Genomic DNA, 25802 nt, shown 5'->3' with positions numbered 1-25802 from the left:
TAACATGAGTAGTTTTACAGGCAAAGCCGAAACGGATGATAACCACCTACTGAAGTAGGTGGTTTAGGGCTGAAAACAAAAAGCTCCCTAGGGAGCTTTTTAATGATTCTAATCAAGTGCCCAATATCTGTAGCGGCAAACTTAACAAACTATCTCCGAGAGTGGCAAAATACCAGATGATAGAAACAAAACCTCCGACAGAGACCAAGTACCAAGCCAGTGAGAATAGCTGCCCATAACGGGTTAATGGCAATAAATGGCTTTGATGTCGAGCTCTCCATTCCATCACCACTTCTAACATTCCCATTAACAATAAAAATCCTAGCAATGTCAGACCGAAATAGTAACTGATAAAAATGCCTAATAAAGCGGTCGCAATACTGCCAACTAACCCGACCCAAGTATTCATTGAGAAGATAATACTTTTGAGCACATGGCCACCATCTAATGGTAAAATAGGCAGCAGATTAAATAGGTTTAGCAAGGCGTTAAACACAGCAAGCCCAGCGAAGATCACCTCACCAGTCATCCAATAAAGCAAAGTAAAAACAACACTAAGTACTAAACCGAAAAATGGTCCCATGATTGAGATAACCACATCCTGCCAGCGCGTGTTTATCTTTTCGTCACTTAGCGCCAAACCACCTAGGAATGGAATCAAATAGATTCCTTTGGTCTTCATTCCAAAATACTTCATCGCTCTAATGTGACCATATTCATGAAAAACCAAACAAGCGATCAACGCTAGCGCGAACTCGATGGAAAATAGCCAAGAATATGCAGCGAGACTTGCAGACGCTAACGCCACTTTAATAACTTTCGCACTTTTAAGTGCTTTCATCCCAAGAGATACGAGGCCTATTACACTTAAACGCTTTTCGGATGGTGGCGTAACTTCTGGCACTTGGCGCTCGATGTCTTTTTCATTTCGACAACCTTCATTGATGAGCTCACCGTTAATTGTGACCTTGTAACTCAATTCAAACGGTTGCCATGTTAAAGAACACTCCAAATGACAGTTCAGGATTTCCTCACCCGCAGAGAGCTTAAACTGGTGTAGACAAGTCTCTGCGGTATTGTCACTGGCATCGATTTGAGACACCAACGTATTATCCCAATATAACTGCTGCCACCCAGCCATCGATCCTTCGAGCCTTAGCGAACGACCTAAAAATTCAACATTCAGTAATTCCAATGCGGTTCCTATTGCGTCTATTGAATAACTACATAGCGAGCGCGAATTATGCCTGTGAAGTGAAGAAACCGCAAAGCGAGCTATCTCTTGATTTGATCGTTATTTAACTATAAAGCTCGCAAAACAATTCTGGTCGTACCATTCTCTTCAAAAATATAACGATAATACATGCCCTTACAAGCCATCGTTTGACCTATGCATCATATTTAAAACGCAAAATACGCTCAAACTTTGACAAGTTATTAAACATACAATTAACATTACATTTACATCACCGTTGTATTTCGCGTATTAACAATTGGTGTAAGTACCACACAACAATTACAAGGACTTCGGTCCAGCATTATGACACCCTAGGAGGGTCAAGGATGAACAAGAAGCACTGCTCTCTGCTTACAATTTCAATATTGTTTGCGTGTAATGCCCACTCAGCGGGCTTCCAGGTAGCTGAACATTCGGCATCTGGTCTTGGTCGAGCATTTTCAGGTGAAGGGGCTGTCGCAGATAATGCCAGCGTCCTTGCCCGTAACCCTGCAGCAATGACACTTTTCAAAGAAGCTCAATTTTCGGGCGCGTTATCTATCATCGACCCTGAAGTCGATGTGTACGACACTGTAAACAATGAACACGCGAAAGATGTCGCTCCTTTACAGATCGTGCCAGCAGGTTATTACATCAGCCCTATCAATGATAACTGGGCTTGGGGTATCGGTATGTTCACAACATACGGTGTTGCTACCGACTATCCAAATGATATTTCCGCAGGTGATATGGCGGGTGACACTTCCCTACTTTCAGTAAACATCAACCCCAATGTCGCTTACCGTATCAACGAGTCTTTCAGTGTCGGTGGTGGTATCAACCTCGTATACGCTGAAGCAGAGCTGACTCGTCACAAAGGCGCACTCGCCGGTATTTTAGGTGGTAATAAGTCCGATAACCTTGTCGGCATGGAAGGCGAAACTTTCGCTTGGGGTTGGAATGTCGGCGCTTTATTTGAGCTAAATGAAAACAACCGTTTTGGCTTTGGCTACCGCTCTAAGGTTGATCTAGATTTTGATGACGGTGAGTTTAGTAGTTACGACTCTGGTCGAGCTTCATCACCAAAAGTTGATGGCCGTTTAAAAATCTCTCTCCCTTCAATTATCGAATTATCGGCTTTCCATCAACTGAATGAACAATGGGCTGTACATTACGGCTGGCAACAAACCGACTGGAGCACATTTAAAGAACTAAAAGCGACCAGTAACGAATGTAATGACGGAGTATGTTTCTTTAAACCTGAGAAATATGAAGACAACAATCGCTACTCCATTGGTGCAACTTACATACTTAATACAGACTGGACATTCCGTGCAGGCTTTGCGTACGACGAACAAGCAGGTGAAGCGACATTGAGTATCCCTGACAGTGACCGTTTTTGGTACAGCGCGGGCCTAACTTACGCAATGAGTGAGAATTTAACTTTCGATGCAAGCTTTGCACTTGTTAAGAGTAAATCAGGCTCTTTCACTGAGACAAATGCTCTGGGTGAAGAGATTAAGTTTGACTCAGAAGGTACTGCTTACATCAGCGCGGTACAGATGAACTACACCTTCAAATAATGGGATTACGGAGTAAACCAATGAAACACACGTTTAAATTATCAATGCTTTGTTCTGCAATCCTTCTTGCTGGTTGTGGTGATGATACCTCCAGCTCTGGTACTTCCGACAAAGTTCAATTTGAAGATGAAGTCCAAGCATTGCTTGATCGCGAAACATCCATCAGTTTTACGCTTCAAGGAGCGAACGCAGATGTACCGGCACCGTCTTACTTATTAATGGACACAAGCGATGGTACGCTTGGTCTGCCAACTGATGGCGATGATGCTTTAACCAACCCTAGAGCCTCAATGAACACGATGGATGGATGGTCAACGTCTATGCCAATCGTTCTTAACTTCAACGGCGACGGTTTTGCAACGGGCATGCTGTCGTCTGGTGTTAAAGTCATCAAGATTAACCAACGCTTAACCGAGTGGGACGGTAAATCTAACCCAATCGAAGAGGTACTCGTTCAGAATCAGGACTACGTAGTTCAAGCAAAAGGTAGCTCTCTATACATCCAGTTCTTGGCTGCACTTGATGAGTCAAGCGAGTACATTTTTGCGGTTACACAAGATGTTACTGACGTGAATGGTGAGCCAATTGGTACATCAGCAAGTTATGCGACTGGTAAATCGAAAGAAATCGTTTATGAAACTGGCGACCTTGCTTCTGTTCAAGCAGTCACTCAGGCGGTTGAAGGCATTTTTGGTCTAGCTCAAGTTAATCCTAACGACATCGTTTACTCCTCATGGTTCAGTACCCAGTCTGTAGGTGATACGTTAGCGGCAGTCAAAGGAGTAACCGCTACTGGTTTTTCTACTGGCGCAAACACACTAAATACCGTTTACAAAAATGACTCAAACGAAGGTTCAGTAGACTTATCAACGGCCTACACAATAACGCTCGGTGAAACCCAAGACTTTAGCACTGCGCTAGACTCTGACGATGACTTTAGTAAATACATTAGCGATCTAGACGCAGCTAAAACGGCAATTAAAGGCCTTTACATGCAATCAGGTGCCGATGTAAGCGTGACACAAGGTGTGGTAAGACTGCCTCATTACTTGGAAAAAGGCGCAAGCTGGAACATGCAACCAATGGTATCTGCGATGCCAAGCCTAGCGAAGCTAAGCGCAGCATTAGCGGATCCGAACGAGCAAGCAAACATGGTTCAGCAGCTATCAACAGGCGTTTTTGCAAATGATCCTGTTGATGTGACAAAGCTTGCTACAGATCCTACAGAGCAGCTAAAACTTGTTGGAGCTAAGCTTACTCTTACCGATGGTACCCAGCTTGATAGTGAGCGTATTATTACTCGCTACTCGCCTGTTCCCGTAGTGAAATCGGTTGAAGATGTCGAAGTACTGGTCTTCACACCTAAATCTGGCGTCGCGACAGACGTTGTGATTTATCAACACGGCATCACCTCAGCGAAAGAGAATGCGTACGCGTTCGCGTTCAATATGGTAAAAGCTGGTGTGGCAGTTATCGCTATTGACTTACCTATTCATGGTACGCGCAGCTTAGATGAACAACGTTCCGCAAATGCGAATGTACTGGCTTATCTAAATCTTTCCAACTTAGCCGTTGCGCGTGACAACCTACGTCAAAGTGTTCTGGATGTGTTAGGTTTGCGCGCTAGCTTGGTAGTATCTGCTCAAGGCGGTCTTTTAGCTGGAGGTCCTCTGCAAGGCTTCAACCCAATGACGGGTTCAAAAGTCAAAATGCTAGGTCATTCACTTGGCGGTATTGTAGCTACATCTGCCGTCGCAGCAGCAAACAATACATTGGGCAGCCCTTCTGCGGATGCGCTGTACACCTTTAGTTCTGCATCAGTACAGAACTCTGGTGGACAAATTGGTAATTTGTTACTGGGTTCAGACAATTACGGCCCTCAGATCAAACATAACCTCGCTTATGCAGCATCAAAAGACTATGCGAATTACGCTGATGCATCATGTGCGGATCTAGAAGATAAAACATGTTACGAAGCTTTTGAGGCTGCGGCAACGGAAGCTCAAGTAGCAGCGCTAGAAGCAGGTTTCTCACAATTTATCTATGCAGCACAGACTACACTAGACACTGTCGATCCGTTCACAAACGCTTCAGATTTAGTGGCATCTGGCTCGCTAACGACACCATTCTTTATGACAGAAGTGGATGGCGATAGCACAGTACCAAACAGCGTTCCAAATGCACCATTCGCGGGTACTGAACCGCTTGCTAATAAGCTAGGGTTGAAGACTGTGAACAGTACGGACACTACTGTGAATGCAACTGCGAGCTTTGTACAGTTTAATGCTACTGCATCGCACAGTACTTTTGCTTCGCCAAATGGCACTTTGTCTGATATTGATCATCATGTAGAGATGCAGATGGAAAACACTGACTTCTTAATGGATGACGCACTAACAGGTGTCACTAACACTTCTGTTTTGAAGTAATCGCAACACCCTTCCTACCAAAGCCCAGTTTCTACTGGGCTTTTTCATTTCAATTGTATTCAAACCCACTCATATTTCCTCTGCTATAGTTAAATCGATGTCTTTGCCTAACTCACTTGTTTAAAAGGAAAACTCTATGCGCGTATTGACTGTTATTGCCACTGTATTACTTCTTGCTGCATGCGGAAGTAGCCAATATCTGATGTCGACAAATGAAGGGAAAATTATTACCTCTTACGGTAAACCAGACCTGAACGAGGAAACGGGTATGTACGAGTATGAAGACATGGATGGTAAAGAAATGAGCATTTCAAAAGAGCAAATTGTCCAGATTGTCGAACGTTAACGACAGGCCCTCTGTAAATTAGAGGGCTATGTTCTAGCCACCCTCGCTCTACATTTACCTCTTTTAGGCTTGTAATCGTTGTAGAAATTGACACAACCAATTCATAAGCCAAAACAATTAATAGTGTCTTTTATACTTCCGTATTATTTATTTAGCGAATATTTTACATCTTCACCTTAATCAGGTTGGAGTATTGTAAAATCTAGTCTTTAATTCGCTAACACCCTTTTATTTCTCAGGATAAAGTGGATAATACCGCCACAAAATAACATTACTAAGGTGAGTCCTTATGTCTATTGAAGCTACTCTGCTTGCGCGCTGCGAGTCAAAATGTGAACTGTGTTCTTCTGAATCTCAACTAACTGCATACGCTGTCCCACCTCACGGTAATGTGACGGTTGATACTGCCATTATGGTTTGTGATAAGTGTCTGGGTGAGATCGATGAGCCAAAAGACATTAACCACTGGCGTTGTCTAAACGAAAGTATGTGGAGCCAGGTTCCTGCTGTACAAGTGACTGCATGGCGCCAACTCACTCGCCTAAACACAGAAAGCTGGGCTCAAGATGCTCTTGACATGATGTACATGGAAGAAGAGCAAATGAACTGGGCAATGAAAGGGATGTCTGCTGACGATAAAACGGTTGACTGTAACGGCACTGAACTTAAGAAAGGTGACGATGTAACAGTAATTAAAGACCTACCAGTAAAAGGCACTAACCAAGTAATCAAACAAGGTACAGTGATTCGTGGCATTAGCCTTGGCGATGATCCAAAGCTAGTTTCGGGTAAGGCAAATGGTGGTCAGTCGATGTACGTGATCGCAGAATACTGCCGCAAGAAGTAATATCGCACTTCAGTCATGTCAAAACGGGGCACCAATGGTGCCCCGTTTTTCTATACAACACCTAATCTACTCTCATGTCTACCTCCTCTAGAGTGTTTCTTTTCTAGGGCGTAGGTTGAGTAGGCATGTTTTACAAATAAAAAAATACCGGCTCATAGGCCGGTATTTCTTACACTATTTCAATATTAACGGTACATACCGATGTCTTTTTGAATATGTGCTGACAAGTCTTCTGCGTAGTAACTGCGTGGCGCAGTGTTATCTACAAATAGAATGTCCAGTAAGTGAGCAATCAGTCCTTTGAAGTTAACCGCGTAGGTTTTCTTATCCATAGAGGTTGGTAAAGCTACATTTGTCATTTGCATTGCTTGTGCCATGATTGCCTCTCTTTAAAAGCAGTAGTCTGTTTAGTTGGTTGTATATTAGTCAGTTTCTTATTGTTTAAGAAATGACAAATTTTACCCATTCAAATTAGAATTTCTAATAAAACAAACTCATTACAAAACTCAAAAATACAAATGAATAATAACGGCATAAATAATCACAATTGCTGTAATTACATTGAATAACTGAACATTACCTGCATAATCGCCCCTTAAGCAACAACATATATTTAACAATATTTTTCGTTATTTCTTTTGATTTTAGTGCTTACTTTATATTTTTTGATTAGTAATATTAACGCTAGTTTGACGCTTCGCTTTATTTTTTAGGAGTGATGCAACCACTGCCGATGTCATCACAACAACTAAAAATGTGAGAGACCATGCTGTCGGAATCTCATATTCTGTTCCAACCAATAGCATTTTTACCCCGATAAACATCATGATTACTGATAATGCTGGTTTTAAGTATACAAACTTGTCTAACATTGCTTGAAGAACAAAGTACAGCGATCGCAAACCCAGTAATGCAAATACGTTCGCGGCTAAGACTAAAAATGGCTCTCGTGTTACCGCGAATATAGCTGGTATAGAATCCAACGCAAACATAACGTCCATTACTGCAATGACACCAACAACGATCAGCATCGGTGTTGCCACCCACTTACCAGCTTGCTTTAAGATTAAGCGATTTCCTTGGTAGTCATCTGTAACTGGCAATACCTTTCGAATCAACTGCTCCGGATATGGATTAACCTCTTCTGCTTCGCCTTTGTCGCGAGCTAGCTTAACACCCGTCCAAATAAGGAAAGCAGCAAATAAGTACAATACCCAGTGATACTGTGAAAGTAACTGAGCACCAACCGCAATCATGACAGCGCGTAAAACTAGCGCACCTATCACCCCCCAAAGCAATGCTCTCGGACGCAAATGCTCCGGCACACTGTATTGTGCAAAGATGATGGCAAACACAAACAAGTTATCCACGCTTAGCGACTTCTCTAGTAAATAACCAGTTAAGAATGAAATCGTTGCTTTGTCGTTCGTATAAGCGCTATGTGGCGCGTAAAAGTCCCAGAATAAATAAATAGAACCTGCAAAAACAAAGGCAAGCAAGAACCAAAAAACACTCCAAACGATGGCTTTTTTCATCGTGATAACGCCACCACGTGTTTGATAGATATCAAGCGTAACAAGAACAAGGGTAAATAAACCAAAAGCACCATACATCGCTAATGATTCTTGAAGAGGCACCGATTGGCTCAATTGGGTGGTATTTTCGATAAGAGACATATTTCCTCCCATGGCGGAAGGACTTCGTTTGGTGACCTTCCGCAGACAATAACAACCAACAGCCACATAACGATTATGTGCTGCTAGTCAATGAATGCGTTGGTCTCGTTGAAGTGTTAACGTGAATGAACCACGTAACACCTTTACTTACCGGATAAGCTGATGCTTAACGAGATGACGATAAGTAAACTTGCGCTAACTACTCCCCAAACGCCGACATAATAACGCCGAGCGTCAGGCTTTCCAACAAAAAAACCTTGTCTTATCGAAATAAAATTCTTATCAAAAATCAGGAAGCACTATAAAAAGAAAGAAATGGATTCAACCACCTGAACTTTAGTAAACAGACAAAAAGCAGCAAATGGATCAAGACAAACTCTTCATTGGTTAGAGCCCTAACGGGGAAGATAGATACAAAAAAGGAGCATTACTGCTCCCTTTTGTAACATCCACATTCTTAGCAATTCAAAAGCCGCTTAGAGGCACAAAGTAGACCAGTGTTGACCAAATTGCGATCCAGGCAACCACGACTGCCGTATCTGCCCAATCTTTATTCCACATACTGCCATCCTCATCAACCCATGTAGTAAGTGGAGAGCAGCAAAATCAATACCAGTATCTATTATCGACGTCGCTTTGTGTAAAGTTTGTGACTTTGATTCAAACAGTTTGGCTCATCGGTCAGGAGTTCAATAAAACAATCAGCCATGGACAAACTGGTCACACGCCCTTCTCCTTTCATCTCCTGCAATGCGTCGTACCCCTCTTTCCCTTTCATCGTATAGGCAGAAGAAGTCCCTCGATACCAAACATCATCTTGAACACCAACCCATTGTTTGCCATCAAAAATCACTAATGATTGAACTCTTTCACCTTTTGGGGCATCTGCGTGGTACTCGAAGTTTAAATTGTAAGTGTACGGATAACTGCCAGATCCAGTGCCTTCTACGCCATTGTTGAGTGCATTATTTATCGCGCCTTCAAGTGCACGGCGAATAGCGCTGCCTTTTACATCGTAAAAGCCGATAGGAACGGCAAAAGGCAACAGCCGTCCGGCAATGTCTGCCACTGTAATGTTGCCAGGGTTCAAAGAGGTTCGCACGCCACCCGCATTATGAATTGCAAATTGAACGTCATATCCACGTTTGTTTAAACAGTGCAGAAATGATCGGGCAACGGAGGAAGCCAACTCACTCTCACCAAATTCATCGGGAATTCTCACATGACGCTTTTTGGTGTCAACACTAGCAATGACTTGTGACTGTAACTGCCTGACCTGAGGAATATATTTATCGCTCAGGATCGCTTGAGTTTCCGGGTGTTTCTTACAAACCACGACATTCGGTTGACCATGGATGAAGTCGCACGCGGTTTCGAATACACCTTGGTCGAGCTGTTGGTTTAGCGTCGAGTCCCAAAAAATACGTCGACCAAGCAACAGTTCATTTTGTCCACTCAACATCGTTGCTTTACCGTGTTCATCAAACTCAATGACGCAGTGCCCCATTGTCAAAGCATGGAAACCCGCTTGCACCACATAGGTATCATTAATTTTGATACCGTAGGGATCGTCTTGTCCTAACCCTATTGATGAAAAATCACCTTGCAACCGGTGGCTGTGTCCACCAACAATTATACCAATACCTGCGACTTGCTCAGCTAACTCTAAATCACCTTCATAACCTAAGTGGCTCAGAAGAATAATATTTTTTATACCTGATGAATGGATTTGTTTTACGGTCGCCTTGGCGGTTTCAATTGCTGAGTGAAAAGGCGTGTCTGCATCAGGGTTTGCGATGTCGCTCATTTTATCTATGGATAATCCGAAAATCGCGACCCGCTCACCATGGAATTCTTTAACAATGTATTGAGCGCTCTGTGTATCCGGTTGGTAACTAAATACATCCTTACAATCACTGATACGGTGAGGTTTTTTAAGTGATTCATTGGATAAATCCCAGTTGCCAGCAAGCAATGGGAACTGAGTACGTTGGCAAAACAATGCAACTGGCTCATTCCCCATATCTAATTCATGGTTACCTAACGCCATTGCATCAATCTTTAATGCGTTCAATAAGTCGGCATTGGCTTTGCCTTTAAATAGTGAGAAATACAGCGTGCCTTGGAAGCAATCTCCGGCATGGAGGAACAACATTCCATGACCTTGGCGCTGAGCATCATCTCTTAACTGCTCGACTCTGGTTGCGATACGAGAAAAGCCGCCAGCACTGACATAGGGTTCTAGCGTGAGTTCATTGTTTATCTTAAGCTTTAACTGTAATGACGTTGGTTCAAAGTAGGAATGTGTGTCATTGATGTGTGCCAGTTTGATTCTCACTGGCTTATGATTGTTATTCATCTTCATCTTCTCTTTTTTCATTCCTTATAATAATAAGAAGTGAATCATGACAGAATCATGAATTTTATGAAACTGCGATTTAGGATTTCATGTTTAAGTGATCACGATGCTGTCCCCCAGCTTTGAAAGCAAGCCTCGCTTGTAACGGTCTCTATTCAGTAAGAGGCTCTCGTAATTTTGTGAACTGAGCTTAACTCAAAAATTCCGAATTCATATATGCTTAGGAGTAGCAAAATAACTCTCGATAATTCAAATAATTGCAAGGAGGATTGAGATGAGACTAGAACGCATCGAAATCTCCGGGTTTAGAGGCATCAAACGCCTTTCACTCTCTTTTGACGAACTCACCACGCTTATCGGTGAAAACACGTGGGGCAAATCATCATTGCTCGATGCCCTTTCCATCGCACTACCTGCCAATGGCTCATTGTATCAATTCAAACTGAAAGATTTTCACGTTGACTACTCAATTTCTCATCCACAAACACAACACTTACAGATCATTGTTTGTTTTAAAGCACAGGATAAAAACGAAGTAAAAGCGGGACGCTACAGACGCATAAAGCCTACATGGTGCACCAACGAAGATGGTGAGCAAGTCATTTACTATCGTATTAGTGCGTCTCGCGATGAGCACGGCATTAATACAAAGTACGCGTTTTTGGATCATAACGGCAAACCCAAAAAACTTCACCACTCAGAGAAACTCGCTATTGAGTTAATGACACTTCACCCTGTAATCCGACTACGTGACTCCCGACGCTTCCCAGATTTAAACCATGTCAACGGCGATGGTAAAAATGCTCGGATTGAAAAACGAATCAACAACACCTGTCGACGCTTATTGGCTATGCCTGGCCATGTGAATAAAGGTGAGATTCGTAGTAGCCTCGACTCAATGCAAACGCTTGTTGAACACTATTTCGCGTTCAGAAGTGTCAGTAAAGGCAACCCACGCAAACCTCGTGATGGTCTTTTCTATACAAGCCCTTCCTCTGATAAAGGCTTGAGTCAGTTCTTGAAAGAAACCAATGACAAACAAAGCCGCTTGCTCTTAATGGGGTTACTCAATGCCTATCTTCAAGCTAAGGGCCCCACTGATTTAAGGCGCTGTGCGAGACCAATACTGATCATTGAAGATCCAGAAGGTCGACTGCATCCAACTCATCTAGCGAGAGCGTGGTCCTTATTGCAATTATTGCCAATGCAAAAGATATTAACCACCAACAGTGGCACGTTACTCGGTTCTGTTCCACTGTATTCAATTCGACGTTTAATTCGGCTATCAGACAGAACCATCGCTAAGAGTTTAAACTCAACAAAGTTTGGTCGAGATGAGTTGCGCCGAATTGGTTTCCATATTCGTTTTCATCGTTCAGGAGCATTATTTGCGCGGTGCTGGTTACTTGTTGAGGGCGAAACCGAAGTTTGGCTTTTTCATGAACTGGCTCGTCAATGCGGGTATGACTTGGCTGCCGAAGGGGTTCAAATCGTTGAGTTTGCTCAATCAGGTCTAAAATCACTCATCAAAGTAGCAAAAGAGTTTGGTATTGATTGGCATGTCGTTACCGATGGCGACCCAGCAGGGAAAAAGTACGCGCATGCAGTACGAGCACAGCTCGACCATGATCAGCAAAGGCATCGACTTACGGAATTACCCGACCGAGACATCGAGCACTTTCTGTACAACAATGGGTTTGAACTTTTCTTTAAGGACATCATCAAAGTTCCTCATGACCACCCTATCCCTGCTAAAAAAGTCGTAAATCGTGTTTTGAAAAAACATGCAAAACCGGACTTAGCTTTGGCTATTGTTTCTCATTGTGAAGAGAAAGGCATGGAGTGTATTCCTGTTCTTCTGCGCTGGACACTTAAACGCGTTGTTACCATGGCCAACGGCAATACATGAGTTAGGCGTATTTTACACTCAGCGTATTGTCTTGTAATACAAAAAAAGCACACCAATTTGGTGTGCTTGTATCAAACATCATTAATTTTGATTAAGGGTATTGAGAGGGATAAAACTCAATACACAGTGGATACCAATAAGATCGGGGGTTCACTACTGTGCTTGCTCAGCAAGCGAAGATGAAGTAGCGGTTGATTTCGTATGCAACCATAGCCCTGTCGCTTTCATTAGATAGCCAAACACACCACCTAGCAACAACGATGGAATAACAAGTTGCCAGTTTCCGTCAGCCGCAAATGTTGCGCATGAACCAATAAAAGTACCAGGGATGTACGCGAGCCAAGCCTGTTTAGCTTGAATACACATGAAGAATGCCACAATAGCGGTAATCACATAGCCAATAATTTCCAACCCCACGTAAGTGGAACCGTGAATAATTACCATTGCCCAGAATACGCCTGTCATATTGGTGATTAAGCTGATGCCTAGTCCTTTCAATCCGCTCGTTGGCGCTGCAAAGTAGCTCGTGCAACCTAAAAAACCAGCCCAAGAAAGCAAACCTAAAGAGATGGCGATCCAACCCCATACGCCAGATAAAATTCCAGTAGTGATAGAAATAGCTAAAAGTGTCGTCATGGTAGTCATACCTGCTCGGCTATTATCGTACCTATATGGTTCAATAACTGCCTTCATACATTGAAATCAAGGACACATGTTAGATACATCAGCTCAGCTTATCGGTGATATTGATCACAATAAGATATTATTATTTTCACAATTTACATTAAAAGTTTGACGCAACCGATAAATCAACAGATTTAGGGAATAAACCCAACTCATCTCGTAGGCATGTTTAATCAACCTTTAAAGAACTGAAGGCTTCCCTTTCATCATTCGCAGTCCCTCTCTTTTAATGCAGTCGACTAATGGGTTTTCTGCCATATCTGAACGCCATATAAATGAAAGCGTCCTTTCCATTTTTAACTCAGGTACATTTAATGCCACAAGATGACCTGCTTCTATATATCGCTCTACATCTAAATACGGTAAGCAAGTAAGGTACTGACCATTAGCAACTAAACTACGTAACACCGGAACGTGTTCGTACTCGCGCCACACATCCAAATCTTCAATAAGGTGGTGAATAGAACTATCAAATGTTTTTCGTGTGCCAGAGCCATGTTCTCTTAGTACCCACTTCGCTTGCTCTAACTGCGCAAGGCTAACAGACTGATTACGCGCAAAAGGATGATGAGAAGCTGCGACAACAGTAAGATGATCACGACACCATACTTCTTGGTGTAAACGGTTATCATCACAGCGCCCTTCAATAATCCCTAAGTCATACTTGTAATCTAATACCCCATCAATCACTCCTTTCGTACTTTGTACACCGAGAGAAATACGCATTTCTGGAAAGTCATTATCAATGATACTGATAAGGTCGGGAACTAAGTGCTCTGCTGGGGTTTGACTCGCTCCCATACGAATCTCACCACTCAATAAATGTTGCTCATAGAAGCCCATTTCAATCTGCAATGCGTCTTGTAGCAAGCGTTTTGCTTTTGGTCGTAACCACATCCCCCAATGGGTTAACGCCATTTGCTTGCCTTGCCTCTCAAACAACGGCCTGCCAAGCATCTTCTCTAATTGCGCAAGCGACATACTCGTTGCTGATTGTGTCAAAGCCAATTTTTCTGCGGCTTGGCTTACACTGCCGGTATCTGCAACTGCGTCGAAAACCGCTAATTGCTTAAGTGAGTAGCGCAAAGTGTCCTCCATTATTAGTGGGTATTTCCCAATCCCCACAATTGTTAAAGCATGCCCCAATAAGCAATAGAGTTCATTTTACCTAGCCCCGTAAAGTTATCAATTAATTTGATGAGGTTTCTAAATATTATCAATTTTACCTTACTAACCGTTCTCCCTATTCTGAGTACGCGGTTCGGGAACACCGCAAGCCTCAATGGTTTTGAAACCGAAGTCATTGAGGCTCTTAATAAAAACAACAATTTCATTTTTGAGTTAATAACCAAGGATTTTTTATGCGATTACAAATTAAGGAGTCAATATGGCGGTGACCAGTTCTCAAAATCACCAGTATTTTTCTCCAAAAGAGATGATGGTTGAAGCGGAAAAATTTGCGTTAAGTAAGGCAAACAAAACCAGCAGTATGACATTAAGCCTCGCCATTATGGCCGGCGCGTTCATCGGGTTAGCATTCTTGTTTTACATCACAGTGACCACCGGTAGTACGGGCGCTGGTTGGGGCTTGAGCCGCCTAGCTGGTGGACTCGCATTTAGCATGGGATTGATCCTCATAGTGATCTGCGGTGGTGAATTATTTACCAGCTCCGTCCTATCCAGTATTTCTTGGGCCAATAAGCAAATATCGTTCGGTAAGATGCTTTCGATCTGGGGCAAAGTTTACGTTGGTAACTTTATTGGTGCGATGTTCCTACTTGCGCTGGTTACTGCTGCTGGTCTTTATCAGATGGATGGCGGTCAATGGGGATTAAATGCGCTTAACATCGCACAACACAAACTTCACCACACTCTCATTCAAGCGTTTGCACTCGGTATTCTCTGTAACCTGTTGGTCTGCCTAGCGATTTGGCTGACATTTAGTTCTGCAAATGCAATGACAAAAGCAGCAATGACAATTTTGCCTGTGGCAATGTTTGTCAGCAGCGGTTTTGAGCACTGTGTTGCGAACATGTTTATGGTTCCACTTGGTATTGTTATCGCGAATTTTGCACCTGAATCTTTTTGGGCATCTGTCGGTGTGCCCGCGTCACAATACACAGACCTAAACATTAGCCACTTTATTACCGCTAACTTAATTCCTGTCACGCTTGGCAACATCGTCGGCGGAGCGGTATTAGTTGGCCTTTCAAACTGGTGTATTTTTCGCCGACCAGAACTAAAAGCAGCGAATATTTCTTCTATCACTAAAACTACAACACTGTCGTCAGTTAAGGATTTCACTATGAAAAATGCCTCTTTTGTTAAAGACATTATGAACCAAAAACCAGTCACCATTCGTGCAGAAACGCCAATTGCAGCCGCGCTGGATGTGTTACTTGATAACAACGTAACTAGCGCACCTGTTGTAGACGTACAAAATCGATTAGTTGGCTTCTTCTCTGCTCACGATGTGATGGTAGAACTATGGTGTGAGGACTACATTCCGGTGAAAGACCAAAAAGTCGTCGACATCATGAGCCGAGATGTGGTCGCAATTGACGCTGGAGATCGTCTCGTTGATGTTGTGGAATTCCTATGTATCGATAAAGAGCAGTTGTACCCAGCGAGCAGTATGGGTATTGCCACTCGCTTGACGTCTTTGTCTCTCGAAGAACGCGCTAAAAGTATCAAAGTAAGTAAACCACAAGTGCTTCCTGTGCTTGAAAATGGGCAGATGGTCGGGGTGGTTACTCGTACTGAAGTATTAAAAGCACTACGCCCGATTTTTGGTGAGCGTTTAAACTTAGTGGAAAAAAGTGAGTTAGAAACAGCGTAATTCGCTAAACATTTACAACGTCTATTGGCTTTCAATCGCTATCACTGACTGGTTTATCGATGTTAGTGATGTGATTAAGATAATAAAAAAGCGCTCTTCAAGTGAAGAGCGCTTTTAGTGTATCTAAAAGGAACTAATTACTTCTTAATACCTTCGATATGAAGTTCCATATCGACGTAGCTTGAAGCACCCATTACTGGGATGTCAAAGTCAGCAAGCTCTAGGCGAGTGTTGCCAACAAAGCCAGCGCGCTCGCCGCCCCATGGGTCACTGCCAGCACCAACGAATTCAGCCTCAATAGTAATAGGCTTAGTAACACCGTGTAGCGTTAGATCACCAGTTACATCTAGTTTGCCATTGCCTTTATCAACCACTTTTGTGCTCGTAAAGGTTGCTTCACTGTATTTGCCAGCATCGATGAAGTCACCACTACGAATGTGTTTGTCACGTTCAGCATGGTTTGAATCTAGGCTGGTTGTATCAACAACAACATTTACTTTTGAGTCAGTAATGTTGTTTTCATCAAAAGAAAAGTCACCAGAAAATGTATTGAAACGACCTTTGATGAAACTGTAACCCAAATGGCTAACTTTAAAGTTGATTGAAGCGTGAGCACCTTTGGTATCGATGACATAATCTGCAGCTTGCGCACCAAATGGCAGTGCCATAGCGATAGCTAATCCTGTAGCGAGAAGTGACTTTTTCATTTTGAAGCTCCTAACATTTTTCTTAATGTGTTGTCTTTATCGATAAAGTGGTGTTTTAGTGCAGCAATAGCATGTAAACCTGCAATCAGGATGACTGCCCAAGCTGCATAGAAGTGAATCTCACCTGCAATATCTGATTGGCCTGGGAATAACTCTCCCGCTCCTGGCACGGTGAACCAATTAAACACTTCGATGCCGCGTCCATCAGACGTTGAAATGAGGTAACCTGAAACAAAGATGGTGACCAATAGTAGGTACATGACACCATGCGCTGCTTTAGCAGCAAGCACTTCGTAACGTTTGCCTTCTACCTTTGGTGACGCCGTCACATGTTTCCATACGATGCGTGCCAAAGTTAAAATAGCGAGTAAAATACCGACAGAGCGATGGTAATGCGGCGCAGTTCGATACCATTCGCTGTAATAGCTAAGGTCGACCATCCACAAACCCACTGCAAATAGACCAATAATGCACAGCGCTGATAACCAATGCATCACGCGTGCAGTAAGGTTGTAATTCTTTACCAGTGTATCCATCTCAAGTTCCTAGATATATTCCTAAGTTAATGCTGAGCAAGAAACACTACATTAACCTATTTACGTCATATGAAACAGATTATTTACCATCATTTACATCCAGCCAATGGTACCGTATCTATCAAGTTGTTCGAATTTTTTGAAGGAACTTTAAATCGTTTGTAAAACTGAAACTTACAGCTTAACTTCTTGTTCTATCTCATACAGCTCTTCGGAAACTTCTAACATTCTGCGTTCAACCAGTAACTTAGCATCTTCAACACCCTTGTTATAGTAAATTGGCCCTAGTTTTTCTGTAATAAAATCAATTAGAAACTCACTATCGAACTGGCCAATTTCAACATCTAGCTCGTCTTGCATGTAATCTTGAATAGCGGTGGCCAGCGCCTCTTTTTGTGCGCGTTCTAGCTTTATCATTTTTTCCCTTTCAAATTTTTGTTCAACTTCTGCTTCTTTCGTGTTGTTCTATTAAAGATTAGACACGGTCATTTGTGAGAAATTTGGTGTTTAGATCAAGAAGTTGCCGAAGTAAATTAGTCTATTCTCAAAAGACTATGCTAACCTTTTGCAGTTCGTTTTGTAATTATTAAGGGATATTCTTTGCTACTCGACCTAGTTATTCAAAGTGTTAATGATTTTCAAGACGACTGTCTTAAGCTGTGTGAAAAGCATTACCCTGCGGTGCATAACCAAGGCATGAGTGAGCATCATCTTGGTCTCGCGTTTTCAAGAAGGATGGAACATACTTTTCGTCACTTTGGATACAACTGCGTGATAAAGCCAATCGAAGTGTTGGATTCTCCAGACCTTCCCCATCACTATCGAATTTCATCCGACATTGGCACTGTCTGGGTTCTGAGTCACCATATGGTCAGTGCCGGAAAATCTTGCCGGGAAAACTTACTCTCATCAATTACGGAATGGCAGAGTGAATATGGCTATGCCTTACAGCCTAATGACCTACTCTTTTTGGTTTGCGATCATTGGATAAGTCGCAGCAAAACGAGCCGAGAATTACTTCATTGGTGGATGGGTGAACTACCCGATCAGATCAACGAATACACAGAACAAGGAATCACACTGTACACCAGCGAGTCGCAACTCACGCAATCTTTGGACACTCGATTCGGTATTAGCCCTTGTTACATTAAGTTTGGGCATCCTTTACGGCGTTCGAACAAACAGCAGTTAGTCAGAAAATATTTGCAGTTGTATGCCGTACTGCAATGGTAGCATCAAATTGAAGTGCTGAGATTATCAATTATTTCATCAATTTGTTTGATATCACTCGACAAAACTACCCATCCATTACCATCGTTCTTGCTTGAGTTAATGAGCACACTTAGATTCATTGCCAATGAAATAGAAAAATTAGCGCGATAACGCTGATGTTGAGACATTGATTTAGGTTGTGGTAACAATGATGAGCATCTCGCAACTACTTAGTTGCATCCGGAAACAAGCCGACGGGCAGTATATTGCGAAATACGCGAACTTCACTCTCCGCAGTGTCTTTCAACCCATATATAAGAACGATATTTCCATCGTTGGCCTTGAAGCACTGGTAAGAATTAGCAATGCCAATGGCAACATGGTTAGGCCAGATCAGTTTTTCCAATCCAAAGCGACTCCCACTCAAGATTTGCTCAATGTTGAACGCTTAAGTCGCCTAATCCATATCAAAAATTTCTCTCAGTCTCGCTTTCACACAAAACAATTGTTTCTCAATGTATTACCGGTAGCGGCAGAGATACTAGTCAAAGACATCACGTATAACCGACTGCTAAAACAAACCATTTATGAATCGCATTTGATGAATGAACAAATCGTCATGGAGTTACTTGAATTGAAGGTGGAGGATGAACTCTCTTTGTCTCAAGCTGCTCGGGAGTTAAGTCTTGAAGGATTTAAATTAGCGATTGACGATTATGGCGTCAATGCATCGACAACTGAGCGAGTGAGAAGCGTTTGCCCAGATATAATCAAGATGGATCGCTCTTTATTGCTAAGGTATGAAAACGGTGATTTTAAAGCGCTTAACGATGCATTATCACTCGCAAAAGCGTTATGCTCTAAAACCGTTATCGAAGGAATTGAAACCGAGCATCAACTTCGCTTAATGAAAAAGCTCGGTTTCGATATGTATCAAGGGTACCTACTTGCTATCCCCCAAACGTTAGACGCCTATGAAGAGGCAAAAACAGCCTGACTATGTAAGAACAAAAGTTTGCGCGGTTTAGCGAGAGCTACGTGATTTACCACGATTCTTATGAATCGCCAATTTTGCTTTTAGCTTACGCTTCTCAGATGAACGACTACGACGACGCCCACCCCCATTTTGTTCAGGCTCAATTTCTTCTACAAGACTTGGTTCGAAACCTGCCAGCCATTCTTGGGGTAAGCGTTGATCAAGCAGATTCTCGATAGCTTGCAACAAGTACTCCTCATCTCGACTCATCAGAGAAACCGCCAAACCTGACTTTCCTGCTCTTCCAGTGCGGCCAATTCGATGGACATAATCTTCTGCTTTGAATGGCATATCAAAGTTCACGACTTGTTCTAGCTCTTGAATGTCTAACCCTCGTGCTGCCACATCGGTTGCAATCAAAGCACGTACCTTACCTTGTTTAAATTCATCCAAAGCTCTTTGGCGGGCACCTTGTGATTTATCGCCGTTGATAGAAACCGCTTTGATGCCATCTAACTTGAGCTCTTTCGCTAACTCATCACTGCCTTGCTTCGTTTTTGTAAATACAAGCACTTGCTGCCAATTCCGCGAGCCAATTAAGTACGCTAGCAATTCACGTTTCCGTTTTTTATCCACTGGATAAACCATTTGTGTTACCGTTTCAGCAGTCGTATTTGCTGGTGAAACTTCGACTTCAACTGGCGATTCCATGAGTTTATACGCAATAGTTTTGATTCGCTTCTCAAATGTCGCAGAGAACAATAGGATCTGTTTCTCAGCAGGCAAACGTCGGAAGATGCGCTGCAAGTCAGGCCAAAATCCCATATCTAACATACGGTCGGCTTCGTCTAACACGAGCATACCGGTTTTAGAGATGTTTACGTTACCATTAAACAGGTGATCCAAAAGGCGGCCTGGCGTGGCAATCAAAATATCAGCACCCTCTTCTAACTTTCTCTTTTGTACGCCAATGCTTGTACCACCATAAACACACACGATGCGAAGTTCTGTTTCTGCCGAGTACTGATTCAAATTATCAAATACCTGCTGTGCAAGCTCGCGTGTTGGAACCAAAATCAATGCTTGAGGTGTGCCGTTAAGTTTCTTTTGCTGAACGGTTTGTATGATAGGTAAACCAAACGCAGCCGTTTTTCCCGTACCAGTTTGTGCAGCAGCAAGTAAGTTTTTTCCTGCAAGGACGTGTGGAATTGACTTTTCTTGCACTGGTGTTGGCGTCACGATATTTAGATTGCCTAGCGTCTCGATTAGCTTTTGTTCGATGCCTAAATCAGCAAAATTAACAGACATGTGTAACCTCATTATTTTTGGAGCGCAGAGTTTACCAGAGCCCCTAAAGCCATACTACTTTTCTATCTCATTGAGTTGAGTCATTAAGCTGTTGCTGAAAGTCATACGACTGGCGCAAAACATCTCGATAAAGTGACGAGAACTTCTCTTCTAATTCGGTGTAATCACTTTCAATCACTTTAAATGTTGTGGTTAAGTCTGCCATTCTAGGGCTTCTTTGCGACATCCGATGTAGTGCAAATTCTATATTGTCTAGATCTTGATAGGATTGAAGCCATCGGCCATGCCACATTCTGCTGTGGAGCACCAAAAAACGTGGCGGCAAATGTTCATGAACCTCTCGGTTTACTCGCTCGTATGCCGTTTGGACAAAGTGTTCGAGAGGCACGGAATGAAAGTCGTTCCAGTGTTTTGCGAGGCAATGATCCCAAAACATATCCAAAGCGATAGGTGCAAAACGTCTCGCAATACCAGTGAAATGAGGCTTACATTCGTTGACGATTGGATGATGGTCAGTAATACGGTCAACAAATCTATGTAATCTGATACCATTTGAGATATCGCGATCATACAGCTTGCTTGGATCTCCTTTTACGAAGTCTCCAAGCAAGTTTCCCAATAAATGGCTGTTACTGTGATCTGCGATATGCAGGTGGGCTAGAAAGTTCATTCGACGCCAGTTTTGGCCTCTAGGGCTTGGTGTGACATGAACCTAGTATAACGTCAATTACGACGAGATGAGAGTGTTCCGCTATTCGGCTTCGTTGTCTGAGCCAACGTATTCCGACAAGATAATGCCAATTTCAAGCGCATCTAGCAGCTCTAGGCTCTCATCGTTTTGGTATTGGTCGCTCATTGTGACCTCCTTTATTTTAAGCTCTCTTGCTTTTACTCGCTGACGGCCTGACTCTTGCCATATCCACATCAGCAACTCCTTTTTATAGTCTTTATATGACACATTCATGACAGCGAGAAGTAAAGATTTAAAAACCTATGAGCATAATCAAAAGTAAACGATTGCAATTAGATTTCATATCCGCTTAACACTTTAGAGAAATGACTCTTTTATCAAAATTCATGTCAATTTAAAGATATAACATACTGTTATAGGCGTCCTTAGATCTCATTTCTTAAACTAAATTTAGTATTCGTTACATATTTTGCTGATTAACTTCGCATATTTTGTTTCGATATAGCAATAGATTTGGTCAATATCTTTTATCTCTAATGGAGCTTTAAATGAGAGAAGTTGAGTTTAGAACGATAGACAGGCTGTTTATCAAGATGTCTATCAACGACAAAATGTGGGTTATATTCCTACTATTTTTAGTAGCCCTCACTTCAGTGGCTGGAAGCCGCTACTTCAATGAAATACAACAATTTGAGCAGCAAGCCATCTCGGCGAGCGAAGCGAAGCTTTCTGGTATCGTTGATGCTCAATCAAACCGCGCTACAGAAATTGACGGCGTATCGAAATCGAACCGCGTAAGCGAGAGTTCTTTTGTCGATGGGTCTGTCACCGCTTATGCCAAGTTGCATTCTGGGGAAGTGATTAAGCTGACTCAAAATGTGTCCACACAATACGAATCGTTAAAATCATCAGCTCTATCGTCACTATTACTCAGCTTCTTATGGGTTATTCCTTTTGCCCTATTCTCTTACTGGGTGGCAACGTTTATCGGAGGAGCTCTGTGGGTTTTATATACAACAACCGAAAAAATTGGTGACGGTGACTTAACCTCTCGTCTTGGTTTCCATCCAGGTCGAGATGAATTCGGTACCATCGGCTGTGCGCTAGACAAGTCCATGGATACCTTAAGTGAACTGGTTAATAGTGTTAAAAATAATGCAACGATGTTGAGCGAGACATCTTCTGCATTCGAAAAAGATATGCAGTTGAGTGAAACCCAGATATCTCATCAATATCAAACGCTTGATTCAGTCGCGACGGCAATGGAAGAAATGACAGCCTCTGCAAAGGAGGTATCAAGTATTTCTCAACAAGCAACGACGCAGTCAGACCAAGATGCCCAGAAGATCGAACTAAGCAGAAGCCGTGTACAAAACGTGATTGGCGAGATAGAGACGTTATCTAGCTATATTGAACAAGCCTCTACGTCAGTAACCAATTTAAACGAGAATACGACGCAGATTAATGACGTGATCACAACGATTAACGCCATTTCAGAACAAACTAATCTGTTGGCACTAAACGCAGCAATCGAAGCAGCCCGTGCTGGTGAACAAGGTCGTGGATTTGCAGTGGTTGCCGATGAAGTACGTACATTAGCAAGCAGAACTCAACAGGCAACAGTAGAGATCCAAGCCATGATTGAGAAGCTTCAAATAGAGAGTCAGAACATTGCTTCAATCACCAACCGAACCGTTCAGCAAGCTCAAACCAGCAGCCAGCTTATTGATGAAATCGGCCATGATGTTACCTCTATTGCCGAGTCAGCACGCTCATTAATGGACATGAGCATTCAGATTTCCACATCTGCTGAAGAACAAAGCGCAGTGGCTAACGATATTGCATCGGAACTTTCAGAAATTCGTAGTCAATCAAGCACAATCAGAGAAGTGGCGGAGCAATCTACCGCTGGCGTCGCTAATCTCACGCAAGCCTCCGTTTCTCTTGGTGAGATATTACAACGCTACCGCACCGCATAACGTTGTGGAACTTATGATCAACAAGGGCTCCTTAGGGAGCCCTTTTCTTTAAACCGTGTTCAACTATTACCTTCGATATTTTCTACGACATCCAAGTGGATATTTGAAGTGAATCTCAAGTTCTCGCTGTACCCGATGAAATAATGTTCTTAAACAGAGCGTTCCGCTATGCTTGATCTTGCCAATTCCAATTTGCTGCTGGAAAACAATATGAATAATTACAAAGACACAAAAGACATAGAGAACCTGAATTGCCCACTCTGCCAAGGAGATGAATATCTCATTTCATCGGATGGCGAGAAATTCACATGCGCTGCTTGCGGATTTCATACAAAAAACTTCTCATCTATCCAATGTCTACATCAAACGCCTTACCTACAGTCTAAACTTAAGCACATCCACAGCTTGAGTCCGGTTTGCCATTAGTAGGTCAAACAGAGCAGCCACACAGCTGCTCTTTTAATTCATCTAAATGATGGATGCGAATTACACGCTCGTCCTCAACAAGATTGATAGCTTCACCATTAAATAACTGTATCGTTTTGATACCGGCGTTTAGTCCCGCCTCAACTCCTTTAGGCGTGTCATCAATATAAAGACAGTCACTTGGTAAAAAGCCCATGCTCATAGCACTGTACATGATTAAATCAGGCTCAGGCTTCCAACTATTCGCATCGAATGCCGAGAACACTTTGCCTCGGAAAGCATCGAGTAAACCGGTTAACTCCAAAGCGTATTCAATTTTATCTTTAGGTCCATTAGACGCCACACAATATTCGATATTATGCGAATCCAAAAACTGAATTAATCGTTTTGCGCCATCCATTGGCTGTAAGTGACGCACAAAAAGAGACTGGACTTCTTCTCGGTATTGCGGCTCTAAAACATCAATTGGGACTTTGATATCTTTCAATTCTTTAGTATCTAAAAGGATGTCAGCGAGCTTTCCTCCTTTAAAGTGAGAAACGCACTCTTCCATCGTTAACTCAGCCCCATGCTGGTTAAATACATTGACGAGCGCTTGGCAACACAGTCTTTCGCTGTCGACCAACGTACCATCACAGTCAAATATCACGCACTTAATATTGGTAATTGCCATAGCCATCTCCAGACGTCTTAAAGGCTCAAGCCCAAGCTGATTTTAAGAATGTTTGGATTAATCTTATTTGAGTTTGGGATTGTTGAAACGACGAGCTTGGCATTTCATGGAAATAGAAGGGAGCAATTACAGTTTTTCTAAGCAAGATCACCCAACGTCATCTTGCTTTACTTTTTATGCACATTGATGTGTAAGTTAGTCTTCGATAACCACTGAGTCTAACAGTTTTTGCTCGGTGCTTAGTCTTTTAGCCAGATCAGCCACAAACGAGCTTTTGTATTTTGATTCAGAAACAGCAACATCAGAGATGAGTGTATATCCTTCGAGATGGCTAACAATAGCAGCACCAATTGGGACTCCAGATTTAAAACCAACATATAATTCAAAATCTGGCGTGAGGATAATCTGTGTCAGATATTCAATGATCATATCTTTATCATACTGCTGTTCCCAGCGCTGAGATTGCAAGATAGAGAACATAATGGTCAGTCGATGAAAATCGACCAGAAAAATATCGTCGGGGTTAAATTCAGAGTCACTTTCCAGTAATGTGTCTTTGTCGACTACTTGATAGGTTGCTTTTTCTAGCGTTTTGAAATAGACATCGCGCCCTTTCAAACTCTCTGGTGTCGGAAATTCAACTTCGACCAGATCATACAGCCATGTATTTTTACGCTCGATACTGGCTAACTGTTGTTCATTCATCTTGATACCTTCGTTTAGAGCAGTACATTAGCATGAAGCCCGCAACAAACCTAGCGCACATAGACCTTTCCGTGGCTAAATTTTGTTTTAGGTGCAAACCTCTGATAGATTTCATCAATATCTTTCCTAGTTAAGGACAAAAATAATGAAAAAGATGCTGTTAAGTGCATTGCTTGCTACTACTCTAGTTGGTTGTTCAGATAACGATGTTGCTGACGTGGGGCTCGGTTGGTTTACTTTGAAAGACATCAAAGTCGGTGAGTTGAAAGACGAGGTGGTAACAGGTGTCACATGTCACATCGCCTCTATCGAAGCGGATTTCAGCTTAGCAGATCCAAGTGATAGTTCAATATCATGTCGTCAGACTGGCGAAATCACACCGGAAATGATTGCAAAAATAGATAAGAGTAAGTCCGGTGAAATTGTATTTAAGAAGTCAAAAAGCATTTTCTTCAAAACAATGAAGGTTCGCCGTATTTATGATGCCGATAACCAAACCTTACTCTACTTGTCTTATACAACAAAAGAGACCGATGGTAGTTTTAAGCATAGCCTTTCGACAGTCCCACTTTGGGGTACCAAGGCTTACGTTGAGCCAACTGAAGTGAAAAAGTAACGCGGGTAAATTTAGTTAGCGCGGAGCAGGCTCTTTCCGGGCGCTGCTGAGCAACAAGTTTAAAAAACAACCCATTGCAATACGA

General features: G+C 42.5%; 24 protein-coding genes. 10 read left to right on the top strand and 14 right to left on the bottom strand.

Features of this window, described 5'->3' with window-relative positions; genetic code table 11:
- Positions 1-112: 112 nt before the first annotated feature.
- The gene (locus tag R7F67_RS22380) at positions 113-1141 is read right to left on the bottom strand and encodes a site-2 protease family protein (RefSeq protein ID WP_318057386.1); all 1029 of its coding nucleotides are present in this window, start codon (positions 1139-1141) and stop codon (positions 113-115) included.
- Between the two features lie 422 nt (positions 1142-1563).
- Between R7F67_RS22380 and R7F67_RS22375 the strand changes: the two genes are divergently transcribed.
- From R7F67_RS22375 to R7F67_RS22360, 4 genes are all read left to right on the top strand, one after another.
- Positions 1564-2799 carry an outer membrane protein transport protein gene (locus R7F67_RS22375; RefSeq protein ID WP_318057384.1) on the top strand — a complete coding sequence of 412 codons (1236 nt, stop codon included), beginning with the start codon at positions 1564-1566 and terminating at the stop codon, positions 2797-2799.
- A gap of 20 nt (positions 2800-2819) precedes the next feature.
- A complete protein-coding gene (locus R7F67_RS22370; RefSeq protein ID WP_005376348.1) occupies positions 2820-5228 on the top strand; it encodes a VolA/Pla-1 family phospholipase in 2409 nt (802 codons plus the stop codon).
- 136 nt (positions 5229-5364) lie between these two features.
- The gene (locus R7F67_RS22365) at positions 5365-5574 is read left to right on the top strand and encodes a YgdI/YgdR family lipoprotein (RefSeq protein ID WP_005376349.1); all 210 of its coding nucleotides are present in this window, start codon (positions 5365-5367) and stop codon (positions 5572-5574) included.
- 289 nt (positions 5575-5863) lie between these two features.
- Entirely contained in the window at positions 5864-6421 is a 558-nt protein-coding gene (locus R7F67_RS22360; protein WP_005376350.1) for a PhnA domain-containing protein, read from the top strand.
- A 185-nt stretch (positions 6422-6606) separates the two neighbouring features.
- On the opposite strand, the gene R7F67_RS22355 is transcribed toward R7F67_RS22360, so the two are convergent.
- The 3 genes from R7F67_RS22355 to R7F67_RS22345 all read right to left on the bottom strand — a co-directional run bounded on the left by R7F67_RS22355 (position 6607) and on the right by R7F67_RS22345 (position 10462).
- Positions 6607-6798, bottom strand: coding sequence for a hypothetical protein (locus tag R7F67_RS22355; protein WP_005376351.1), 192 nt, complete (start codon positions 6796-6798; stop codon positions 6607-6609).
- A gap of 279 nt (positions 6799-7077) precedes the next feature.
- Positions 7078-8097, bottom strand: a complete 1020-nt coding sequence (locus R7F67_RS22350) for a TerC/Alx family metal homeostasis membrane protein (RefSeq protein WP_062730983.1) — start codon at positions 8095-8097, stop codon at positions 7078-7080.
- A 622-nt stretch (positions 8098-8719) separates the two neighbouring features.
- Complete coding sequence (locus R7F67_RS22345; protein ID WP_262636846.1) at positions 8720-10462, bottom strand: bifunctional metallophosphatase/5'-nucleotidase; 1743 nt, start codon at positions 10460-10462, stop codon at positions 8720-8722.
- A 268-nt stretch (positions 10463-10730) separates the two neighbouring features.
- On the opposite strand from R7F67_RS22345, the gene R7F67_RS22340 reads away from it, so the two are divergent.
- On the top strand, positions 10731-12365 hold the full coding sequence (locus tag R7F67_RS22340) for an ATP-dependent endonuclease (RefSeq protein ID WP_005376365.1): 1635 nt from the start codon (positions 10731-10733) through the stop codon (positions 12363-12365).
- Between the two features lie 153 nt (positions 12366-12518).
- Here the strand turns inward: R7F67_RS22340 and R7F67_RS22335 are convergent, their stop codons facing one another.
- Complete coding sequence (locus tag R7F67_RS22335) at positions 12519-13001, bottom strand: DUF1097 domain-containing protein (protein WP_017634175.1); 483 nt, start codon at positions 12999-13001, stop codon at positions 12519-12521.
- Between the two features lie 228 nt (positions 13002-13229).
- Positions 13230-14135, bottom strand: coding sequence for a LysR substrate-binding domain-containing protein (locus R7F67_RS22330; protein ID WP_005376369.1), 906 nt, complete (start codon positions 14133-14135; stop codon positions 13230-13232).
- A gap of 301 nt (positions 14136-14436) precedes the next feature.
- Between R7F67_RS22330 and focA the strand changes: the two genes are divergently transcribed.
- Positions 14437-15888, top strand: a complete 1452-nt coding sequence (gene focA, locus R7F67_RS22325) for a formate transporter FocA (RefSeq protein WP_137282651.1) — start codon at positions 14437-14439, stop codon at positions 15886-15888.
- 137 nt (positions 15889-16025) lie between these two features.
- Here the strand turns inward: focA and R7F67_RS22320 are convergent, their stop codons facing one another.
- The 3 genes from R7F67_RS22320 to R7F67_RS22310 all read right to left on the bottom strand — a co-directional run bounded on the left by R7F67_RS22320 (position 16026) and on the right by R7F67_RS22310 (position 17548).
- The gene (locus R7F67_RS22320; protein ID WP_137282652.1) at positions 16026-16595 is read right to left on the bottom strand and encodes a YceI family protein; all 570 of its coding nucleotides are present in this window, start codon (positions 16593-16595) and stop codon (positions 16026-16028) included.
- Positions 16592-17131 (bottom strand): cytochrome b, encoded by a 540-nt coding sequence (locus R7F67_RS22315; RefSeq protein WP_005390157.1) that lies wholly within the window; start codon positions 17129-17131, stop codon positions 16592-16594. Before R7F67_RS22315 ends, R7F67_RS22320 begins: the two co-directional genes overlap by 4 nt.
- 174 nt (positions 17132-17305) lie before the next feature.
- Positions 17306-17548, bottom strand: coding sequence for a DUF2164 domain-containing protein (locus R7F67_RS22310; RefSeq protein WP_005390155.1), 243 nt, complete (start codon positions 17546-17548; stop codon positions 17306-17308).
- 183 nt (positions 17549-17731) lie between these two features.
- Here R7F67_RS22310 and R7F67_RS22305 point away from each other — a divergent pair, with 183 nt between their 5' ends.
- Both R7F67_RS22305 and R7F67_RS22300 read left to right on the top strand, forming a co-directional pair.
- Positions 17732-18364 carry a hypothetical protein gene (locus R7F67_RS22305; protein ID WP_005376385.1) on the top strand — a complete coding sequence of 211 codons (633 nt, stop codon included), beginning with the start codon at positions 17732-17734 and terminating at the stop codon, positions 18362-18364.
- A gap of 187 nt (positions 18365-18551) precedes the next feature.
- Positions 18552-19340, top strand: coding sequence for an EAL domain-containing protein (locus R7F67_RS22300; RefSeq protein WP_017634180.1), 789 nt, complete (start codon positions 18552-18554; stop codon positions 19338-19340).
- A 27-nt stretch (positions 19341-19367) separates the two neighbouring features.
- Here R7F67_RS22300 and R7F67_RS22295 read toward each other — a convergent pair whose 3' ends face one another.
- The 3 genes from R7F67_RS22295 to R7F67_RS22285 form a co-directional block, all read right to left on the bottom strand.
- Positions 19368-20627 carry a DEAD/DEAH box helicase gene (locus tag R7F67_RS22295; protein WP_165935324.1) on the bottom strand — a complete coding sequence of 420 codons (1260 nt, stop codon included), beginning with the start codon at positions 20625-20627 and terminating at the stop codon, positions 19368-19370.
- A 67-nt stretch (positions 20628-20694) separates the two neighbouring features.
- A complete protein-coding gene (locus R7F67_RS22290; RefSeq protein WP_085569047.1) occupies positions 20695-21297 on the bottom strand; it encodes an ACP phosphodiesterase in 603 nt (200 codons plus the stop codon).
- Between the two features lie 81 nt (positions 21298-21378).
- Positions 21379-21552 carry a hypothetical protein gene (locus R7F67_RS22285; RefSeq protein ID WP_182017022.1) on the bottom strand — a complete coding sequence of 58 codons (174 nt, stop codon included), beginning with the start codon at positions 21550-21552 and terminating at the stop codon, positions 21379-21381.
- A 314-nt stretch (positions 21553-21866) separates the two neighbouring features.
- Here R7F67_RS22285 and R7F67_RS22280 point away from each other — a divergent pair, with 314 nt between their 5' ends.
- Positions 21867-23297 carry a methyl-accepting chemotaxis protein gene (locus R7F67_RS22280; protein WP_005376380.1) on the top strand — a complete coding sequence of 477 codons (1431 nt, stop codon included), beginning with the start codon at positions 21867-21869 and terminating at the stop codon, positions 23295-23297.
- 430 nt (positions 23298-23727) lie between these two features.
- Here R7F67_RS22280 and R7F67_RS22275 read toward each other — a convergent pair whose 3' ends face one another.
- Together R7F67_RS22275 and R7F67_RS22270 are read right to left on the bottom strand one after the other, a co-directional pair.
- On the bottom strand, positions 23728-24396 hold the full coding sequence (locus tag R7F67_RS22275; protein ID WP_138940251.1) for an HAD-IA family hydrolase: 669 nt from the start codon (positions 24394-24396) through the stop codon (positions 23728-23730).
- A 195-nt stretch (positions 24397-24591) separates the two neighbouring features.
- Positions 24592-25101: a flavodoxin gene (locus R7F67_RS22270; RefSeq protein WP_161440945.1), complete on the bottom strand. Its 510-nt coding sequence runs from the start codon at positions 25099-25101 to the stop codon at positions 24592-24594.
- Between the two features lie 145 nt (positions 25102-25246).
- Here R7F67_RS22270 and R7F67_RS22265 point away from each other — a divergent pair, with 145 nt between their 5' ends.
- Positions 25247-25717, top strand: a complete 471-nt coding sequence (locus R7F67_RS22265; protein WP_005397614.1) for a CreA family protein — start codon at positions 25247-25249, stop codon at positions 25715-25717.
- Positions 25718-25802 lie beyond the last annotated feature (85 nt).

Source organism: Vibrio sp. YT-17, from assembly GCF_033337375.1.
Lineage (GTDB): Bacteria > Pseudomonadota > Gammaproteobacteria > Enterobacterales > Vibrionaceae > Vibrio > Vibrio alginolyticus.
This window is presented reverse-complemented; position numbering and strand designations above follow the sequence as displayed.

What these genes read in the sequence shown, in the direction of transcription:
- R7F67_RS22380 (WP_318057386.1), bottom strand. Translation starts at nt 1,141, where the DNA reads ATGGCTGGGTGGCAGCAGTTATATTGGGATAATACGTTGGTGTCTCAA.
- R7F67_RS22375 (WP_318057384.1), top strand. Translation starts at nt 1,564, where the DNA reads ATGAACAAGAAGCACTGCTCTCTGCTTACAATTTCAATATTGTTTGCG.
- R7F67_RS22370 (WP_005376348.1), top strand. Translation starts at nt 2,820, where the DNA reads ATGAAACACACGTTTAAATTATCAATGCTTTGTTCTGCAATCCTTCTT.
- R7F67_RS22365 (WP_005376349.1), top strand. Translation starts at nt 5,365, where the DNA reads ATGCGCGTATTGACTGTTATTGCCACTGTATTACTTCTTGCTGCATGC.
- R7F67_RS22360 (WP_005376350.1), top strand. Translation starts at nt 5,864, where the DNA reads ATGTCTATTGAAGCTACTCTGCTTGCGCGCTGCGAGTCAAAATGTGAA.
- R7F67_RS22355 (WP_005376351.1), bottom strand. Translation starts at nt 6,798, where the DNA reads ATGGCACAAGCAATGCAAATGACAAATGTAGCTTTACCAACCTCTATG.
- R7F67_RS22350 (WP_062730983.1), bottom strand. Translation starts at nt 8,097, where the DNA reads ATGTCTCTTATCGAAAATACCACCCAATTGAGCCAATCGGTGCCTCTT.
- R7F67_RS22345 (WP_262636846.1), bottom strand. Translation starts at nt 10,462, where the DNA reads ATGAAGATGAATAACAATCATAAGCCAGTGAGAATCAAACTGGCACAC.
- R7F67_RS22340 (WP_005376365.1), top strand. Translation starts at nt 10,731, where the DNA reads ATGAGACTAGAACGCATCGAAATCTCCGGGTTTAGAGGCATCAAACGC.
- R7F67_RS22335 (WP_017634175.1), bottom strand. Translation starts at nt 13,001, where the DNA reads ATGACGACACTTTTAGCTATTTCTATCACTACTGGAATTTTATCTGGC.
- focA (WP_137282651.1), top strand. Translation starts at nt 14,437, where the DNA reads ATGGCGGTGACCAGTTCTCAAAATCACCAGTATTTTTCTCCAAAAGAG.
- R7F67_RS22320 (WP_137282652.1), bottom strand. Translation starts at nt 16,595, where the DNA reads ATGAAAAAGTCACTTCTCGCTACAGGATTAGCTATCGCTATGGCACTG.
- R7F67_RS22315 (WP_005390157.1), bottom strand. Translation starts at nt 17,131, where the DNA reads ATGGATACACTGGTAAAGAATTACAACCTTACTGCACGCGTGATGCAT.
- R7F67_RS22310 (WP_005390155.1), bottom strand. Translation starts at nt 17,548, where the DNA reads ATGATAAAGCTAGAACGCGCACAAAAAGAGGCGCTGGCCACCGCTATT.
- R7F67_RS22300 (WP_017634180.1), top strand. Translation starts at nt 18,552, where the DNA reads ATGATGAGCATCTCGCAACTACTTAGTTGCATCCGGAAACAAGCCGAC.
- R7F67_RS22295 (WP_165935324.1), bottom strand. Translation starts at nt 20,627, where the DNA reads ATGTCTGTTAATTTTGCTGATTTAGGCATCGAACAAAAGCTAATCGAG.
- R7F67_RS22290 (WP_085569047.1), bottom strand. Translation starts at nt 21,297, where the DNA reads ATGAACTTTCTAGCCCACCTGCATATCGCAGATCACAGTAACAGCCAT.
- R7F67_RS22285 (WP_182017022.1), bottom strand. Translation starts at nt 21,552, where the DNA reads ATGTGGATATGGCAAGAGTCAGGCCGTCAGCGAGTAAAAGCAAGAGAG.
- R7F67_RS22280 (WP_005376380.1), top strand. Translation starts at nt 21,867, where the DNA reads ATGAGAGAAGTTGAGTTTAGAACGATAGACAGGCTGTTTATCAAGATG.
- R7F67_RS22275 (WP_138940251.1), bottom strand. Translation starts at nt 24,396, where the DNA reads ATGGCAATTACCAATATTAAGTGCGTGATATTTGACTGTGATGGTACG.
- R7F67_RS22270 (WP_161440945.1), bottom strand. Translation starts at nt 25,101, where the DNA reads ATGAATGAACAACAGTTAGCCAGTATCGAGCGTAAAAATACATGGCTG.
- R7F67_RS22265 (WP_005397614.1), top strand. Translation starts at nt 25,247, where the DNA reads ATGAAAAAGATGCTGTTAAGTGCATTGCTTGCTACTACTCTAGTTGGT.